This is a genomic window from Citrobacter sp. Cpo071 (assembly GCF_030332765.1).
Taxonomy (GTDB): Bacteria; Pseudomonadota; Gammaproteobacteria; order Enterobacterales; family Enterobacteriaceae; genus Citrobacter; species Citrobacter portucalensis.
The window spans coordinates 73,542-92,364 of record NZ_JAOWHE010000080.1 but is presented as its reverse complement, the minus strand read 5'-3'; the positions used below and the strand labels follow the sequence as shown (position 1 = coordinate 92,364).

The window sequence follows — 18,823 nt, the reverse complement described above, 5'->3', positions numbered from 1 at the left end:
GATTATTGATTTTCCGGCAAAGCATAATTCTGGCAGTACAGATAGGGGATCCCCTCTTTGGTAATCAGGTATGTCTCGCTGTTCAGCGCAAAAAAATCGACGTTGGATACGCTGGTGTTGGTCAGGAAAAAATCGGGGAGGAGTTCCTGAATAAGGCTGGCGGGAGCTGTTTCGCGATTGGAAATTTGGATTTTCTGTGAAATCCAAACCGGGCTTGAGCCGTAGCTGGATTGTGTAAAAAGTACCATGCGTTGCACGGTTTGCTCATTATTTTCGGCATCTTTGATAATACCATCAATATTCACAATACCTTTACTGCCCCCGGTTTTAATATCAATAATCCCTCGGAACGAGCTTGTATTGCGTACAATTTCGATGGCAGAGCGGCAGGTGAGATCATGTAACTCGCCATTGTTCTTACTGTACCGATAGACGACAGTAAGAATAAGCGCAGCAAAACAAAGCAGCAGGATAATACCTGTCTGGATGCGGGACGTTCGGGGATATAAGTTCATTAGCTATCATACCGTGGGTAATATACCGACTGACAGGCATTTTCTTGCCTGGCTTTTATCGGTGAGCGACACACCAGTACGGACAGTTTCTTAGACTCAGGATAGGTCGTGATATAGATAAATTTATGGCTCTGACACAGTCCTGGGTTTTTGTCGATAAACGCGGTATGCCGGGAGAAATTACTGGCATCGTTATTGAAATAATACTGACAGCCAGTGGGTGCTTTATCCGCAACGATATAGCCGGAGAAATAATCATCGCTGGCTTGCCACGGATATAATATAAGCACACAAATTATCAGGGTAAGTGCCAACATTACTGTTTCTGCAGCCGTTATCAAAGGTTGACGCGGTGTGTCAGCCAAAAATTCCTCAATGGTGGCATCTGGCGCTAAGGATTCTTCAGCAGAAGCAGAGTTCTCCTCCGGTGTTTCAATGACCTGAATATCAAACTCTTCTTGAATGATCAGCCCTTTGCGGGGGATCGTTGTGATCAGCGGTTGTTCAAGCTCCAGCTGCAGTAAGCTTTTACGCAACGAGAGAATGCTTTGATAAAAGGCGTTGAAACTCACCTGCCGGTGATTTTTACCCCAACCGAATTCCAGTAATTCGTTTTGAGAAACCACTTGCCCGCGATGTTGAATAAGTAATAAAAGACATAACGACGCTGATTGTTTGAGTTTTATCCGCTGATTGGGGTGATCTACCCGCGCCAGACATTGTGTGGCTGGCGTAAATATTATTCTATTTTCAATCAGATAACTGACATTGCCAGTCTCAGACATATTGTCTCTACTCTTGATGATGCGTCTGGTGGTTGTTTAGTCATGATACCACTGAGCCTATAAAGACCACCAGCATGGACCTGATCCCACAGCGAGAACCGCGAAGTGTTGCAATTTGGTATCATGATATAACAAGAATGATAACTTTTTAATGAAAATAAAACCCATTAAAATCAATTAATTGTATCTTTTTGGCTACTCTGCAAAGAACAGAAAGATGAAAAAATGTCGACAAAGATGATTGCCATTAATTCTTTATGGACAGCGCCATATACTGCCTGACACCACCACGCGAAAACAGCATGAACCTTAACGCGTCAATGGCACCAGGGAATGCCGGTGGTAGATGTAGATGGGAATAAATGTCAGCTTGTTTGCGAGCTGACATTTATTTTTAGTGCCGAGTAAATTTAACCATCTTTTTGACTAAGCCATAATTTGCGGTAGAGAGTCCCATGTTCCAGAAAGAAATTGAAAATGCTGTAGTGCTCGTTGGCGATGAAATGAAGAAGTCGGATAATGCCTGGCTGTCGTTACGTAAAAAACGTCAGCGTATTGATTTGAAGACCGATGGACAAATCTTATTTCTGGAGAAAGGGACTGTCTCTGTTTATCGTGTGGAAAACGATTTAGTCACGGTGAGTATTTCTGCACCTGCTATTCTCGGCCTGCCACAAATGCGTACGGAAGTGGCTGGCCACTATTTGCGTTGTGATACCGATTGTGAAATGTGGGCGATGAGCGTCCAAAATGCCGATCACCTGTTTACGACCAAAAACTTATGGAAGCAGGCGTTTGATATCTTAACGCATCATCTTCAACGTTATTTTCAGCGTGAAGCGTTGCAGTCGCACCGTACTATTCGTGAGCAGATTATTGAACACGTAAAATATATCTGGTCGATGGAACCAGAGGTTCGCGAGAAAACATCCGTGTATACTTTTATTTTGACCCGTAACCATATTTCACGTAGTGCTATCCATAAGGTGTTACAGGAGCTGGTTAATGACGGGAAAATCACCCTGAATCGTGGAAAGCTCTCTTTTTGCACGCCGTTATAAATTCATGCGCTCCCCGGCAAAATGTAAGGGAGCGCAACCGATCAACGTTCTCTGAGTGCTTCCGCGCGTGCGCGAATAATCGGTTTTAACAGGTAGCTCAGAATCGTTTTCTTGCCGGTGAGAATATCGACGCTCGCCACCATGCCGGGAATGATCAGCATCGGATGCTCTTTTGTTCCCAGGTAATTTTTGTCCGTCTGCAAACGCACAATATAAAAGCTTCGCCCCTGCTTATCGGTAACGGTGTCCGGGCTTATCTGCACTACTTCGCCTTGCAGACCGCCATAGATGGTGTAATCGTAAGCGGTAAATTTCACCATCGCATGTTGACCCGGATGGAGGAAGGCGATATCGCGCGGCTGGATTTTGGCTTCGATTAACAGTTTGTCATCCAGCGGAACGATTTCCACCAGATCGCTGCCCGGTTGAATGACGCCGCCGATAGTATTCACCATCACCTGCTGGACGATACCCCGCACCGGTGAGGTGACCATGGTACGGTTCACCCGATCCTCCAGTGCTTTAACGCTTGCCTGGGTTTTACTCAGATTAGTGCGAGCTTCATTGAGTTGGGCCAGCGCATCGCTCTGGAAACGGCCACGGCTTTCACCGATTTTATTCTCAATCTCTTTAATTTCTGACGTAGCCTTGGGGAGCGACAGGCTAATAGAATTGAGCTGCCCGGCGGTTTCCACCTCGGTACGACGCAGGCGCAGCAGTTCGACTTTTGAAATGGCGCCTGAAGCGAGCAGCGGCTCGGACATTTTGATTTCCTGACGGATTAACCCGAGGCTGTGCTTAAACTGATCCTCCTTTGACTCAAAGTCGCGCAGCTCCTGTTTTTTCTGCACCAGCTGTTCTTCGAGCCCGGAAATTTCGTTGTGAAATTGTTCCCGACGGCTGTTGTACAGCTCGGTTTCTCCCCGGGCGACTTCCGGCGCCTGGCTGGCTATCTCGGGTGAAATCACAAAGTCCCGGTTTTCAACTTCCGCCGTCAGGCGTTCTACCTTGGCGCGCAGACCGAGTTTGTCGGCTTCAGTTTCACCCACGTTGGAGGCGAAGCGCGTGTCATCTAGGTGCAGTAGTGGAGTTCCGGCGTTAACGATTTGCCCTTCATGCACGTACAGCTCGGTGACAATTCCCCCTTCCAGGTTCTGGATTTTTTGCAGTTTTGATGAAGGGATCGCTTTGCCTTCACCGCGTGTCACTTCATCAATTTTTGCAAAACCAGCCCAGATGAAGGACAGCACCACCAGCGCGAGGATCACCCACAACGTCAGTCGTATCACTCTTGGGGCGTCATCAATTATGGCCTGGCTAACCTCATTAATACTGTCGGTTTGATTTTCATCACGACCGCGAAAATAGTGCTGCATGTGACTGCGGGCACGAGTCAGGAGATCAGCGAGACGCATTAATTTGCCCCTTTTTCAACGCATCCATCACTACCCCTTTCGGACCGTCTGCGATGATGCGACCTTTATCAACAATAATCAGACGGTCAACCAGCGACAGCATGGAAGCGCGGTGCGTGACCAGTAATAACGTTTTTCCCGCAATACAGGGGGCCAGCGCGAGTTTGATCTTCTCTTCGCTGGTGTTGTCCATTGAACTGGTGGGTTCATCCAGTAGCAGGAGAGGGGGATCAAGCAACAGTGCACGCGCGAGTGCCACCGCCTGCCGTTGCCCGCCGGAAAGCTGGGAGCCGCGTTCGCCGACCTGCAGGTTATAGCCGTCGGGATGCAGGCGTGCGAATTCGTTGACGCCAGCCAGTTCTGCCGCTCGCAGCATGGTTTCGTCATCGACATAGCGCGCTCCGCACAGCAGGTTATCGCGCAGCGTGCCGTTGAATAGCTGGATGTCCTGTGGCACGTAGCCGATGCTGTGGCGCAGATCGTTCACATCCAGCTGGCGAGAGTCGATACCATCGATCAGCAGGTTCCCGGCGCTCGGCTGGTATAAATTGACGATAAGTTTACTCAGTGAACTTTTACCGGAACCGCTGCGTCCGATAATGCCGATGCGCTCACCGGGCTGAATGGTCAGGTTAATTTTGTGCAGCGACAGGTTTTGTTGCTCCGGGTAGCTGAAATCCACATCGCGAAATTCAATGCTGCCCTGTAACTGTTCACGCTTGAGCGGGTTTTCATCCGCACGGCGCTCCTGCGTCAGCGACATCATTTTCTCAGTGTTTTTGATGGTCAGTTTCGCCTGCTGATAGCGGGCGATAAGGCCGGTGAGCTGACCCAGCGGCATGAGTGCCCGGCCGTTAAGCATGTAGCAGGCGATCAAGCCACCCATACTCAGTTTGCCGTCGATAATCATGTACACCCCGACGATGATCATCACCACGCCTGAAATTTGCTGGAACCAGCCGGTAAGGTTGCTGGCCAGGCTGGACAAGGTTTTCACCCGCAGTTCGAGACGGCTCAGGCTGCCCAGCGTTTGTTCCCACTGGAACTGGCGTTCGCTTTGGGCATTATTCACTTTGATAGCATCCAGACTGCTCAGGGTTTCAATCAGTAGTGCCTGACGTTCGCTGGCGAGGCTCATGGTTTTTGCCACAGCAGCGTTGACCGGCTTTTGTAGTGCCCAACTGCACAATAGGGCAATCGGTAATGTCAGTACCGGGATCCATGCCAGCGCGCCGCCGATAATGCCAATAACAATCAGCAGTAACAGGGTGAAGGGCAAATCGATAATCGTCGTCAAAGTGAGGGATGAGAGGAAATCACGCAGTGACTGAAACTCGTGAATGTTTTGTGCAAAGCTGCCCACGCGTGCCGGGCGCTCTTTCATCTCCATACCGACAATGCGCTCAAACAGGGTCGAAGAGATGATGAGATCGCTTTTCTTACCTGCAATATCAAGGCAGATACCGCGCAGCATTTTTAAAATCAGATCAAAGACAAAAGCCAGGCAGATGCCGACTGCCAGCACCCATAATGTGACCGTTGCCTGGTTTGGCACGACGCGGTCATACACATTCATGGTAAAGAGCGGTGTGCCGAGCGCAATCAGGTTGATTAACAGACTGGCCAATACCGCATCCATATACAGAAAACGCGACAGCTTCAGCGTGTCTTTAAACCAGGATTTGGTGCGCGGCAAAAAGGCCTCTGCCTGCAAATCGAATTCGTGGCGCGGATGCGCAAAAATGACTTTGCCCGCATAGTTTTGCTCAAGCGTGGCAGCATCAACGCAAATTTCCCCACCTTCGCTTTCGCTGGGCATAAAACGGGCGCTACCGTCATCGTTCCAGGCCAACAACACCCCGGTTCCCCCTGCATTCAATAACAAGACAGCAGGCAGAGACATTGCCGGAATTTTATCGAGCGTGCGCGTGACGACTCGCGCCTTTAAACCGGCCCTTGCCGCCGCGCGTGGGAATATATTCAGCGTGAGCCGATCGTTTTCTAATGGCAGGCCACTGCTTAATGTTGAACGACTCGCCGGTTTACCGTGCAGAAAACACAGAATCAGTAAGCTATCTAATAACGGGTCGTCATTATGGCTACGTGGGTCGTGATGTTGAGAATTAGGGTTAGCGTAATTCTCAGGGACGTCATTTAATAATTCGGCTTGTGCACTCATTTTCGCAACCATTCTGACCGTGCACGGTTAAATAATAGCAAGCTAATTATAAGCGTGCAGGTCAGAGATTTATTGGGGATTAATAATTATTAATGAAGTTCCGGTAAGCTATTTTCTTCTGCTGAATCTACCGGTTGTCCTGAAGGCGGCGGTGTGATTTTTAGAATGTTCATTAATTCCCCGGTGCGTTCGCTAATACGGTAGCCACTGGTCATGGCCAGATAACGTAATTCAACAAGACGGCGTTTAGAGGAGAACACTTCATTTTCACTATCGAGTAAATCCAGCAGCGTACGCTCGCCAAGACTAAATTGATCCTGATAAGCCGTGCGTACTTTGACGCTGCGGTCAGCGTATTTTTCCGCCGAAGGAATCTGAGCGCGTGCGTTTTGCAGTGCGGTCCAGGCCAGGCGCAGCTCCTGATTCAGCTGGCGCAGTGTGTTATTACGTACATCCTGAGCCTGCTTGTGCAGATAAGCGCGGGAGTTCATGTTGGCTTTGTCGCTGCCGCCCTGGTACAGGTTGTAATGCAGTTTGACCATCGCTTCCCACTCTTCGGTGTGTGCGCTGGTGGTATCGGTGTTGTTGCTAATCCCTCGGGAAAGCTCAACGTCCACACGTGGATAGAAGGTGGATTTCGACGCTTCATACTGCTGGTGCGCAGCTTCGATATCCGCATTGGCAGACTTCAGTAATGGATTATTTTTTTCCATCCGACTTTTGGCATCTTCCAGCGAGGTTGGCAGCTGAGAGTCAATGCTCTCTGGCTGGCTTAAGCCCTGCGGATCCATGCCCGTCACGCTGATAAAGGTGGTTTTCGCATCTTCAAGGTTAGTCTGCTCGGTCAGCAGGTTGTTTCGCGCCTGCGCCAGACGCGCTTCGGCCTGCATAAAATCCCCGGAGCGCCCAACGCCCTGATCGGTACGCAGTTTTATCTGGTCGTAAATGCGCTCGTGGTTCGCCAGATCGTCTTCAGCAAGGCGAACAAACTCTTCGCGTTGCAGCACGTCGAAATAGGCCTGAATCACCGCATAAGCGGTGCTTTCACTGGTGTTCATCACACCATAGGCGCGTGAGTCAACGGTCGCTTTTTGTCGCGCCACTTCGCTGTTGGTCGCAAAGCCGTTAAACACATTCTGCTCGAGGCTGATAGTCGCCTCGTTAGGTGATTGAGTCAGACCGTTATTGCGTCCTGCAGCGCGGGTAGTTGCATCATCAACATTTTTGCGCCCGGCCTCGGCATTTAAATTCAGTGATGGCAAATAGCCACCTTGTGCCGCCCGCAGATCTTGCTCCGAGGAATAACGGCTATTTATTGCAGCATTAACTTCAGGATGATTCGCTAATGCATCTTTAACGGTATTTTGTAAGTCTTCTGCGTTTACTGCATTTATTGAAAAACATGAAAGCAGAAAAACTAAAAACTTCTTCATGACATGAATGCCCTATATCTCACGGTTATGACATCCAGATGTCGTCGCTATCATCCATTTTTACAAACACGTTATATTAATTAACAAATATGAATTGTCTTAATTGATGACTGTAATCAGCTATTCAGCGACATGTTTTGTCACATCGTGTTTTATTTTTGGTTATTTTTTATTATATTCATTTGCCAGTCAAGTCTCATGTAATTGCATTCTATAAAATGTGTTTTTTTCTACATTGAGATATTAATGTTTACATTAATTGAATGTGATATTTGTTCGTTAATATATTAACGAGTTTATAAAAATAATGATGGTAATTAAGTGAGGTTACGGTGAGCAAATTACTCGGTGTGATCAAAGCAATTATTGGACAGGTTTACGTAGTTGATGCCAATGGTGCACAACGACTGGTTCATGAAGGCGACAGGGTATATAGCGGTGAAGAAATTGTGACCGGTGCCAGCGGCGCGGTAAGTATCTCTTTACCAGACGGAAAAACGCTGGATATAGGCCGTAATAGCCATTGGGGTGAGCACGGGCTACAGGTCAGCCATCATCCGGAAAGTAGTGCTCAGGATATTGCCGCCGCACAAAAGGCCATTGCCGATGGCGCTGACCCGACGCAGGTGCTGGAAGCCACCGCGGCGGGTAATGAAGCACCGGTAACATTAGAAGGTGGCGGCGGGGGGCACACTCTGGTTCAGCTTGAATTGACCGGGCAGGTGGTTGATCCGACAGCAGGTTTTAACACCAAAGGTCTGGGAAGCCCGAACTGGGATATCAATCTGCCGATAGGGGGAGTTACCGCAGGTTCCGCGAGTGTTTTCCCGCCTGAGGTACAAATTACCGAGTTTGCCGGCAACGACGGTTTCATTAACAAAAGCGAATTCCATCAGACCCATTTAAGCGGCACCAGTAATCAAAATCACATCACACTCACCTTCACCGATAGCCAAAAAAATACATTCACCGTTACTGTCCCGGTGAGCAACGGGCACTGGAATATTGATACCGATCTGGGGGGACTGGTCCCGGGAAATGTAACAGTGGTGGCAATAGCCACCGATGTGACGGGACGGACGGCAGAAAGTTTTGATCATGCGCTGATTGATATTACCGGACCACACATCGACATTACCGTTGATAACGTCACGCCGGATAACCTCATTAACTACGAAGAGTCACGTCAGCCGCAAACCCTGATCCACGGGTCGGTCGGCGGCGACACTAAACCCGGCGATATCGTTACTTTATTGGTTGATGGTAAAGAATATACCGGTGTTGTTACCGACCCCGGAAATGGGACTCTGACTTATACCATCCCGGTACTGACCCAGGGGTTACTGCATGACCCGAACATCCACGCCACGTTAACCTCTACTGACGACGCAGGAAATACCACCATTGTTTCCACGGATCATCATGTCGATAACGACCTGTATGCGCAAAATGCCGTGACCATTGAAACGGTGGCGAATGATGATGTCGTCAACGCTAATGAGTTTCGTATGCCGACCATTATTTCTGGCATTGCCAGCGGTGATGCGAAAGCGGGTGATCCGGTCACGTTGACCATTCAGGGCAAAGCGTTTCACGGCACGGTTTTCGACGATCATGGCCAGCTACGCTATGAAATCGTTGTGCCTTCCGCAACCCTCAACGAGGGGGCTAACGATGTGCAGGTGACGCTGGTAAGCCATGACGCGGTAGGCAATGAAGCCACTGCCGTGACGCACCGCACCGTGGTACTGGACACCCAGGCACATAACGACCTCACGATTGATGATGTCACGACAGATAACACCCTGAATCGTGCAGAGCTGTATATGCGTAACCAGGTGATTTCCGGAACCGTCAGCGGGGAAGACGCGAAAGCGGGCGACCCGGTGCTGGTAGAGATCAATGGCCACCAGTACAACGGTCAGATCATCGATCTCGGCAATAGCACGCTGGGCTATCGTATTGCGGTGAACGCTGCCGATTTTGCCAACAACGTTGCAAAAGTCGATGGTTATATGGACGTGAAGGTAACGGTCACCTCTCACGATGCGGCGGGCAACCTGGCGATTGCCACCGACACCCACAGCGTGCATGTCGACAACTTCGCGGAAAACACGGTACATATCGACACCGTCGCGAACGACAATGTGGTCAACGCCATTGAAAACCGCATGACCACACTGATAAGCGGCATGGCAGGCGGCGATGCCAAAGCGGGGGATACCGTTACCGTCAGTGTACAGGGGCAGAATTTTACCGGAACGGTGGTTGATGATAACGGCGAACTGCGCTACGAAGTGGCGGTGCCGGTCGGCACGCTGCATGAAGGTAAAAATGCGGTGGTGGTGACGCTGGTCAGCCACGATGCGGTGGGTAACGAAGTGACCGCGCTGGCGCACCGTACCGTGGTGCTGGACACTAAAGCGCATAACACCGTCAATATTCATGATGTCACTGCCGACAACACCCTGAATTTCACGGAGCTGTCGGCGGCGAAGCAGACGATTACCGGAAACGTGCGCGGGGAAGACGCGAAAGCGGGCGACCCGGTGCAGGTGGAGATTAACGGCCACCGGTATCACGGCCAGGTGATTGATACCGGGAAAAATACCCTCGGTTATCGCATCGAGGTGGATTCTGCGGCGTTCTCTGACAACGTCGGTCATGTGCTGAAAGAGGCGACGGTCCATGTCAGCGTCACCTCCCACGATGCGGCGGGCAACCTAGCGATTGCCACCAGCAGCCACGACGTGCATCTCGACAACTTCGCGGAAAACACGGTACATATCGATACCGTCGCGAACGACAATGTGGTCAACGCCATTGAAAACCGCATGACCACGCTGATAAGCGGCGTGGCAGGCGGCGATGCCAAAGCGGGGGATACCGTTACCGTCAGCGTGCGGGGGCAGAATTTTACCGGAACGGTGGTCGATGATAACGGCGAACTGCGCTACGAAGTGGCGGTGCCGGTCGGCACGCTGAAGGAAGGTAAAAATGCGGTGGTGGTGACGCTGGTCAGCCACGATGCGGTGGGTAATGAAGTGACCGCGCTGGCGCACCGTACCGTGGTGCTGGACACTAAAGCGCATAACACCGTCAATATTCATGATGTCACCGCCGACAACACCCTGAACTTTACTGAGCTGTCGGCGGCGAAGCAGACGATTACCGGAAACGTGCGCGGGGAAGACGCGAAAGCGGGCGACCCGGTGCTGGTAGAGATTAACGGCTACCAGTATCACGGCCAGGTGATTGATACCGGGAAAAATACCCTCGGTTATCGCATCGAGGTGGATTCTGCGGCGTTCTCTGACAACGTCGGTCATGTGCTGAAAGAGGTGACGGTCCATGTCAGCGTCACCTCCCACGATGCGGCGGGCAATCTGGCGATTGCCACCAGCAGCCATGATGTGCATATCGACAACTTCGCGGAAAACACGGTACATATCGATACCGTCGCGGGTGATGACCTTATTAATATTAAGGAATTTTCCGCGAACGGCGGCTTTACGCAGATCGCCGGTACCGTAACCGGCGTGGATGCGAAGATGGGGGATGCGGTTACCCTGGCACTGAAGGGCGGCGAGGTGATTCACAGTGTGGTTATCGCGCTGGCGGGCGGTGGACTGGGCTATAGCATCCCGGTAAACAGCCATAAGCTGGTAACTCATCCGGAATTTACGGTTTCTGTTACCTCTACGGATCCGGCAGGGAACAGCGTCACGCATTCTGAAACCAAAACCATCAGCGCCGATCTGTATACACAGTCGTATATCACCATTGATGACGTGACGGCTGATAACTTTATCAACATCAAGGAATCGACGGACAATCACGGCAAGACCACCATCAGTGGCACGGTGAGCGGAGATGCAAAAGAGCATGACACCGTTCAGCTGGTGATTAATGGTCAACACTATTCGGGGGAAGTGGAGAAGCTGGCGAACGGCAATCTGGTCTACCATATCCCGGTGGATACCCAGAACCTGGTCAACAACCCGGTGATTCATGCCAGCATCCATACCACGGACGAGCATGGCAACGAAATGACGGCGGTGACGAAACACCACGTTGGGCTGGATCTGGACGCCAGCGCCATTATCGAGATCGATACCGTTGCAGGCGATGACATTATCAGTAAGGCAGAGTCCGATCTGCATACCACCACCATCACCGGGCCGGTCGGCGGCGACGCGCATAAAGGCAATGACGTCACCTTAACCTTCAATGGTCAAACCTATCATGGCACGGTATTTGAACGGCCTGATGGCTCTCTGGGCTATAGCATTCCTGTCAGCACCGACAACCTGCAGGATGGCAGCGACCAGAAGGTTTATGTCTCCATCTCAACCGTTGACAAACACGGCAACCCAGCAACGGCAACAGCCGAGCATGCGGTGCATATCGATCTGCACGCTGAGGCAACCATTACGGTTGATGATGTGACTGCCGATAACACCCTGAACCATAGCGAGCTGAATATGGCTCAGCAAATCATCTCCGGCACCGTCGGCGGGGATGCGAAAGTTCACGATGTTGTCAGCCTTGAGATCAATGGCCACACGTTTACGGGTGAAGTCATTACGCTGAATAACGGCAAACTGGGCTACCAAATCCCGGTCGACCCGTCGGCGTTCAGCGACAACCAGGGCCACCAGGATAAATATGTCAACATCAGGGCGACGGTTGTCTCGTATGATGCGGTAGGCAACGAAGTGACGGAGATCAGCGACCACGACGTGCATATCGACAACTTTGCGGTAAACCAGGTGCATATTGATACCATTGCCGGTGATGACGTTATTAATATCAAGGAGTTTTCCGCAAACGGCGGTATCACGCAGATCGCCGGTACCGTCACCGGCGTGGATGCGGCGGCCGGGGATGTGGTGGAGTTGCAGCTGGATGGCGTCCCGGTGATGCAAGGCGTTGTTGTCACGCTGGCGGGCGGCAAGCTGGGCTATAGCTTCCCGATGAATACCCATATGCTGATGAGTCATCCGGAAATTACCATTTCGGTCACCTCCAGCGATGCGGCAGGGAACAGCGTCACGCATTCTGCGACGAAAACCATTAGCGCTGATATGTACACCCAATCGCATATCACCATTGATGGCGTGACGGATGATAACTTCATCAACATCAAAGAATCGACGGACAATAACGGCAAGACCACCATCAGCGGCTCGGTGAGCGGCGATGCAAAAGAGCACGATATCGTTGAGCTGGTGATTAATGGTCAACATTATTCGGGGGAAGTGGAGAAGCTGGCAAACGGTGGCCTCGGCTACCATATCCCGGTGGATACCCAGAACCTGGTCAACGACCCGGTGATTCATGCCAGCATTCATACCACGGACGATCATGATAACGAAACCACGGCAACTGCGGAGCGTACCGTGGGGCTGGATCTGAACGCCAGCGCCTCTATCGGCATCGATACCGTCGCAAGTGATGACATTATCAGCAAAGCTGAGTCTCAGTTGCACAAGACGACGATTACAGGGGCAGTCGGCGGCGATGCGCAGAAAGATGATATCGTCACTTTAACCTTCAACGGTAAAACCTATACGGGCAAGGTCTTTGAACTGCCTGACCACTCGCTGGGCTACAGTATTGAAGTCAGCACCGATAACCTGAAAGATGGCAGTGACCAGAAGGTCCATGTCTCTATTTCAACCGTCGACGAACACGGTAACCCGTCAACGGTAACGCACGACCATATGGTGCATATCGATCTGCACGCGGAAGCGACGATTACGATTGATCCGGTGACTGATGACAACGTACTCAACCATTTCGAGTTAGACAAGAGCTGGCAGTTGGTTAGCGGCGTTGTGGGTAAAGATGCACAAATTAATGATGATGTGCGCGTTGAGATTAACGGTAACACCTATACCGGCAAGGTTATCGTTCTGGGCAACGGTCAATTGGGGTATCAAATCCCGGTTCTGTCCTCTGACTTTAGCGACAACCAGAGCAACCAGGACAAAGATGTCACCTTCAAGGCTACCGTAACGTCGCACGATGCCGTGGGGAACGAAGTTGTCAAGTCCACGACGCATACAGTAAAAATTGATAACCACGCCCAGGCAGGGATTACCATTGATACCGTGGCGGGCGACAATATGATTAACGGCGCCGAGTCCACAAAACACACCACCGAAGTGATGGGTACCATTTCTGGTGATGTGCACATGGGCGATAAAGTGATTGTTACCGTCAATGGTCACCACTACGACGCAACGGTACAGAAACTCCCGGAGCACAATAATGCGCTGGGCTATAAGCTGGATGTGCTGACGGGCGATCTGGTGAAAGATCCGCATATCGTTGCGCAGGTGGTTGGGGTCGATGATGTTGGCAACCAGCAGAGAGCTGAAACCACGCATGATTTGTCGGTGGATTTGCACGCGAAAGCGCTGCTGACTATCGATCCGGTTACTGGCGACAATATGATTAACGGTGCGGAGTCGCATGATCAGTTTACGATGGTCACCGGCAAAGTCGGCGGTGATGTGCATGTGAACGACATCGTGTATCTGACCGTCAATGGTCACACTCTGACCGGGAAAGTCATCGATCAGGGTGGGCATCTCGGGTATAGCATCAAAGTCAGTACTGCCGATCTGCTGTCCGACCCGCATTTAACGGCGACTGTTAGCACCACCGATGTTGCGGGTAACCCGGCAACGGCCAATGCTCAGACCACGGTGGTGATCGATACCCTCATCGACGCGACAATTACGATTGATTCCGTTACGCCAGACAACACGCTGAATTATGACGAGCAGCATCAGACCACCACCGTCGTGACCGGCACCGTGACCGGTGAAGTTCACAAAGGTGACCCGCTGGTCATGACGATCAACGGCGTCACTTATAAGGGGTCGGTGGACGATATCGGTGGTCATCTGGGCTACCGTATTATCGTCAATACCGCCGATCTGGTCGCCAGCCCGCATATTGAAGTTTCCATGGACGTTACCGATGCGGCGAAGAACCATGCGCATGTGGTGGCGCACCATGACGTTAATCTGGACGACGAGGCTTTTGCTGCGATCACCATCGATCGCGTGACGGGTGATGACGTTCTGAACGGTACTGAACTGCAGGCGCCGAAAACGATCATCAGCGGTACGGTGGGCGGCGATGCGCAAAAGGGGAATATCGTTCATCTGGTGATTGGCGGCCATGCAGTCGATGCGACGGTTGTTGAACTGCCGAAGCTGGGGGCGCTGGGCTATAGCATCGAGGTTGATACCCAGTGGCTGAAAAACGATCCAAATATTACGGCGACGATTACCACCCATGATGCCGCAGGAAATACCGCGACGGCGGATGCGACAAGCACGGTGAAAATTGACGATCGCGCCGAGGCTATCGTCCATATTGACCCTCTGGTGACGGATCATAATGATGATGTTATCAGCTACAAAGATGCGCATAACCCGCTGACCACCGTGACCGGTACCGTGGGTGGCGATGTACGAGTGGGGGATCTGGTTGAACTGACCATCAACCATCAGACCTACTATGCCCCGGTGCAGGATGGCAGCAACGGTCAGCACGTGTTTAGCACTCAGGTTTCAACGCTCGATCTGCTGATGGATCCGAATATCCATGCCAAGGTGACGGCAAAGGATGCGGCTGGCAACGTTGCGTACGGGCATGATGATAGGCCGGTGGAGATTGATACCGTTGCTCAGATTGGCATCACTATTGACTCAGCTAAAAACTGGGTTCCGCAAGACCTTGCTGCTGGAGCTAGACCTGATTATGTGACGGTTGTGGGACATGTTGATCATGATGCGCAATTCGGCGATCTTATCCATATTGACGTAGGTCATGGAAACAGATTGGACACCACTGTTATCACCTTACCGGATGGGAAGCTGGGATACACACTGAACATTAGCACTGATTATTGGGATGATGACGGCAATATTACTGTAACTGTCATTGGCCACGACAATCATGGCAATGTCGCTATGGCGGTGGCACATCAATATTATGACCTACCTTGGGTAGCACAAATTCCTGTTGCTGGCGGTAGCAGTTTTAATACCAATTTGACGCCAATCACTACATCTACAACCGGCACGGGAACCTCGCTGCCACAGAAACCGCATGTCCACCTCACCGTCGATCCGGTGACGGGCGATGATGTAATCAACCAAGTTGAAGAGGGTAAATCCACTACGCCGATTCGTGGTCTGATCACTGGGGATGTAAGCGTCAATGATACGGTTATTGTCACCATTAACGGCAATCAATACCCCGGCAAAATGATCGCGATTCCTGGTCTGCCGGGTGAATTAGGCTATCAGGTTGATGTTCCTACCGACGTACTTAAGGCGCACCCGACATTTGAGGTATCAATTACCGTCAGTAACTCCGCGGGTAGCGACACCTCGAGCGTGCTGAAAACCATTCAGGTCGATATCGATAACCCAGTCCACATCACCATGGACAATGTCGCCGGTGATGACGTTATCAATGGTTCGGAAGCGAAAAGCGGCACAACAACGATCAGCGGTACGGTCAGCGGCGAAGGCATCCATGACGGTAGCGTAGTCTCGCTGCAGGTGAATGGTAATACTTTAACCGCTGTGGTACATGCAGGCACCACGGGATGGGTCTGGTCGCAGGATGTCAGCATCAACGATCTGCGTAATAACCCGGACATTACCGCGTCGGTAAGCGCTACCGATGCTGCCGGAAACACTGGTACTGACTCGACGTCGAAGCACGTTGAGGTCGATCTCAACGCTGATGCGGGCGTTACGATTGATAACATCACAACTGATAACGTACTGAACTCGCAAGAAGTTGGACAAGCAAAGACCACGGTGAGTGGTTCCGTTTCCGGCGATGTTAAACCCGGTGAAAACGTGACCTTGACGGTCAATGGTCATGATTACAATGCCGTTATTAATGCAAGTAATCACTACACAGTTGATGTAAATACGTCAGACCTGGTAGCTGACCATACCATCGACGCTAAAGTGACCGGCCACGACAAGGCTGGCAACGTTCAGGACACCAGTATCATCAAAGCGTTTTCTGTCGATACCACGGCGACGGCTGCGGTAACGGTTAATACCGTGGGCGGTGACGACGTTATCAATGCCGCTGAGATTCAGGCTGGCAAGGTTGAAGTCAGCGGTACCGTGGATGGTGACGTACACAAAAACGACAAGGTCTATATCACCGTTAATGGCAACCAGGTTGAGGCCACTGTCATTGAGCTGCCGCATATGAACGGGCAGTTGGGGTATAAAGCATTCGTGAGTACCACGGATCTTCAGGCCGATCCGACTATTCATGTCAGCGTGACGGGTCATGATACGGCAGGCAATATCCAGACTGCGACGTATGACAAAATCGTGATAATTGACGAGCGCGTGGATGCGACAATTGTCCTGGACCCAGTGTCCAATGATGACGTGCTGAATAACGTTGAAGCCGGGAAACCGACCACCATCATCACCGGTTCTGTGACCGGCGACGTTGAGGTCGGCGATCAGGTTACCGTCACCGTCAATGGCAAAGATCTGCCGGCGATAGTCTCCGACAGCGGCGGTAAGAAGGTGTTCCGCGTTGAAGTCAGTACGGTTGATTTGGTTCATGACCAGCATATTACTGCCCATGTCGTCGCCCATGACGATGCCGGTAACCGCCAGCAGATTGATACCGATAAGACGATCCTCATCGACCGCGTGGCTTCAGGTAGCGTCGACATTGACAGCATCACGGTGGATAACGTCCTCAACCACCAGGAGCTGTCGGGGCAGAAGGTGACCATCACCGGCCATGTCGGCGGTGACGCGCAGCTTTATGATCCGGTTACCTTGACCATCGGCGGGCATAAGTATCAAGGGAGCGTCATCACCCTGAGCGGCGGCGGTCTGGGCTATCAGATTGACGTGGATTCGGCGGTTCTACGTAGTGATGCGCACAAAGTTATTGACGTTGAGCTTACCGGCCATGACGCGCCGGGGAACCCGTTCACCGCAAAATCGACACATACCTATTCCGTTGATGAGCAGGCCAACGGTGCAATTACCATTAATGACCACATCGCAGGCGACAACGTCGTTAACCTGAATGAATCGAAGTCAGACACGGTGATTAAATTTACGGTTTCCGGCGACACTCACCCGACCGATGTCGTTGATGTTAGCGTCAATGGCAACAACATGAAGGCTTCGTTGGTACCTGGCTCCTCGACGGTTTATCAGGTTGCGGTTCCGGGAACGTATCTGAATGAGGGCGATAATAAGATTGAGGTGAAAACGACGTTACACGATGACGCAGGGAATACGTTAGACGTGCACGATCAGAAAAACGTGGTGCTGGATACTCATGCCGATGGTGCGATTACTATCAATGACGGCATCGCAGCAGATAACGTCGTTAACCTGAAAGAATCGCAGTCAGACACAGTGATTCGCTTTACGGTCTCTGGGGATACCCATTCTACCGATGTTGTTGAAGTGAATATCAACGGTCACCTTATGAAGGCTACGCTGGCACCTGGATCATCAACGGTTTATCAGGTTGCTGTCCAGAGCGCATATCTGAAGGAAGGTATCAATGATATTGATGTGAAAACGACGTTACACGACGACGCGGGTAATACAATCGATGTGAGCGATCACAAAACCATCGTCCTTGATACACACGCTGACGCCAGTATCGTGGTAGATAAGATCGCCGGTGATAACCACATCTCGCGTGCCGAATCACACGATGCCGTCACGCATATTACCGGCAGCGTGAGCGGTGATGTGAATGATGGCGATCATATTAAAGCGCTGGTAAATGGTCATCAGTACGATGCCATTCTTCATCAGGGCATTAATGGGTTGACCTATGACATTGAGGCCGATACCTCCGCATTCCGTGCCGGTCATAACCGTGTGAACGTATTGGTCGAGGCGCATGATAACCACGGTAATATTACGCCTTATAGCCAAACGTTGAACGTGACGATGGACGAGCCAGCACCAGTGAAAGGGCATACGGTGGATAAAGGGAATCATGCTGCGATGCAGCATGCGCTGCATAACCTGTTCGACGATAACGCATTATCTCTGTCTTATGCACCAGCAGCGACCGGACACGGTCAGGCGACAGCGGTACTCAGCGCAGACGATAAGGCGAAGGGCGTGCTCGAAAAAGTCGATCTCAGCGATCTGGCGCGTGAACTGCATGAAGGTGTGGATATTGCGAAGTACATTCAAAGCGGCGGCGATCATCACCTGATCGCCAGTCCGGCAAAAGTGGCGCATGGAATAGATACCGCGCTGTCTACTCCGGCAAGCGGCGATCTGCATTCTCCGACCTACTCGTTGGATCACCTGATTGCTAAACCCGATCAAAACCACACTCACTAACGATTGCCTGCTGCCCCGTGTAAACAGGGC

The 18,823-nt window shown here is 51.3% G+C and carries 7 protein-coding genes; 2 read left to right on the top strand and 5 right to left on the bottom strand.

Annotated elements, in window-relative coordinates:
• Nucleotides 1-2: 2 nt before the first annotated feature.
• Nucleotides 3-515 (bottom strand): YqeJ family protein, encoded by a 513-nt coding sequence (locus OGY09_RS12460; RefSeq protein WP_032944798.1) that lies wholly within the window; start codon nt 513-515, stop codon nt 3-5.
• Nucleotides 515-1,300, bottom strand: a complete 786-nt coding sequence (locus OGY09_RS12455; protein ID WP_032944795.1) for a winged helix-turn-helix domain-containing protein — start codon at nt 1,298-1,300, stop codon at nt 515-517. The genes OGY09_RS12460 and OGY09_RS12455 overlap by 1 nt, the downstream gene beginning before the upstream one ends.
• A 455-nt stretch (nt 1,301-1,755) precedes the next feature.
• Between OGY09_RS12455 and OGY09_RS12450 the strand changes: the two genes are divergently transcribed.
• A complete protein-coding gene (locus OGY09_RS12450) occupies nt 1,756-2,361 on the top strand; it encodes a helix-turn-helix domain-containing protein (protein ID WP_008785664.1) in 606 nt (201 codons plus the stop codon).
• 41 nt (nt 2,362-2,402) lie between these two features.
• Here OGY09_RS12450 and OGY09_RS12445 read toward each other — a convergent pair whose 3' ends face one another.
• The 3 genes from OGY09_RS12445 to OGY09_RS12435 form a co-directional block, all read right to left on the bottom strand.
• On the bottom strand, nt 2,403-3,776 hold the full coding sequence (locus OGY09_RS12445; RefSeq protein ID WP_032944793.1) for an HlyD family type I secretion periplasmic adaptor subunit: 1,374 nt from the start codon (nt 3,774-3,776) through the stop codon (nt 2,403-2,405).
• Nucleotides 3,763-5,955 (bottom strand): type I secretion system permease/ATPase, encoded by a 2,193-nt coding sequence (locus tag OGY09_RS12440; RefSeq protein WP_050592545.1) that lies wholly within the window; start codon nt 5,953-5,955, stop codon nt 3,763-3,765. Before OGY09_RS12440 ends, OGY09_RS12445 begins: the two co-directional genes overlap by 14 nt.
• 89 nt (nt 5,956-6,044) lie before the next feature.
• Nucleotides 6,045-7,388: a TolC family outer membrane protein gene (locus tag OGY09_RS12435; RefSeq protein ID WP_032944790.1), complete on the bottom strand. Its 1,344-nt coding sequence runs from the start codon at nt 7,386-7,388 to the stop codon at nt 6,045-6,047.
• Between the two features lie 332 nt (nt 7,389-7,720).
• Here OGY09_RS12435 and OGY09_RS12430 point away from each other — a divergent pair, with 332 nt between their 5' ends.
• A complete protein-coding gene (locus tag OGY09_RS12430) occupies nt 7,721-18,793 on the top strand; it encodes a retention module-containing protein (protein ID WP_050592544.1) in 11,073 nt (3,690 codons plus the stop codon).
• Nucleotides 18,794-18,823 lie beyond the last annotated feature (30 nt).

What these genes read in the sequence shown, in the direction of transcription:
- OGY09_RS12460 (WP_032944798.1), bottom strand. Translation starts at nt 515, where the DNA reads ATGAACTTATATCCCCGAACGTCCCGCATCCAGACAGGTATTATCCTG.
- OGY09_RS12455 (WP_032944795.1), bottom strand. Translation starts at nt 1,300, where the DNA reads ATGTCTGAGACTGGCAATGTCAGTTATCTGATTGAAAATAGAATAATA.
- OGY09_RS12450 (WP_008785664.1), top strand. Translation starts at nt 1,756, where the DNA reads ATGTTCCAGAAAGAAATTGAAAATGCTGTAGTGCTCGTTGGCGATGAA.
- OGY09_RS12445 (WP_032944793.1), bottom strand. Translation starts at nt 3,776, where the DNA reads ATGCGTCTCGCTGATCTCCTGACTCGTGCCCGCAGTCACATGCAGCAC.
- OGY09_RS12440 (WP_050592545.1), bottom strand. Translation starts at nt 5,955, where the DNA reads ATGAGTGCACAAGCCGAATTATTAAATGACGTCCCTGAGAATTACGCT.
- OGY09_RS12435 (WP_032944790.1), bottom strand. Translation starts at nt 7,388, where the DNA reads ATGAAGAAGTTTTTAGTTTTTCTGCTTTCATGTTTTTCAATAAATGCA.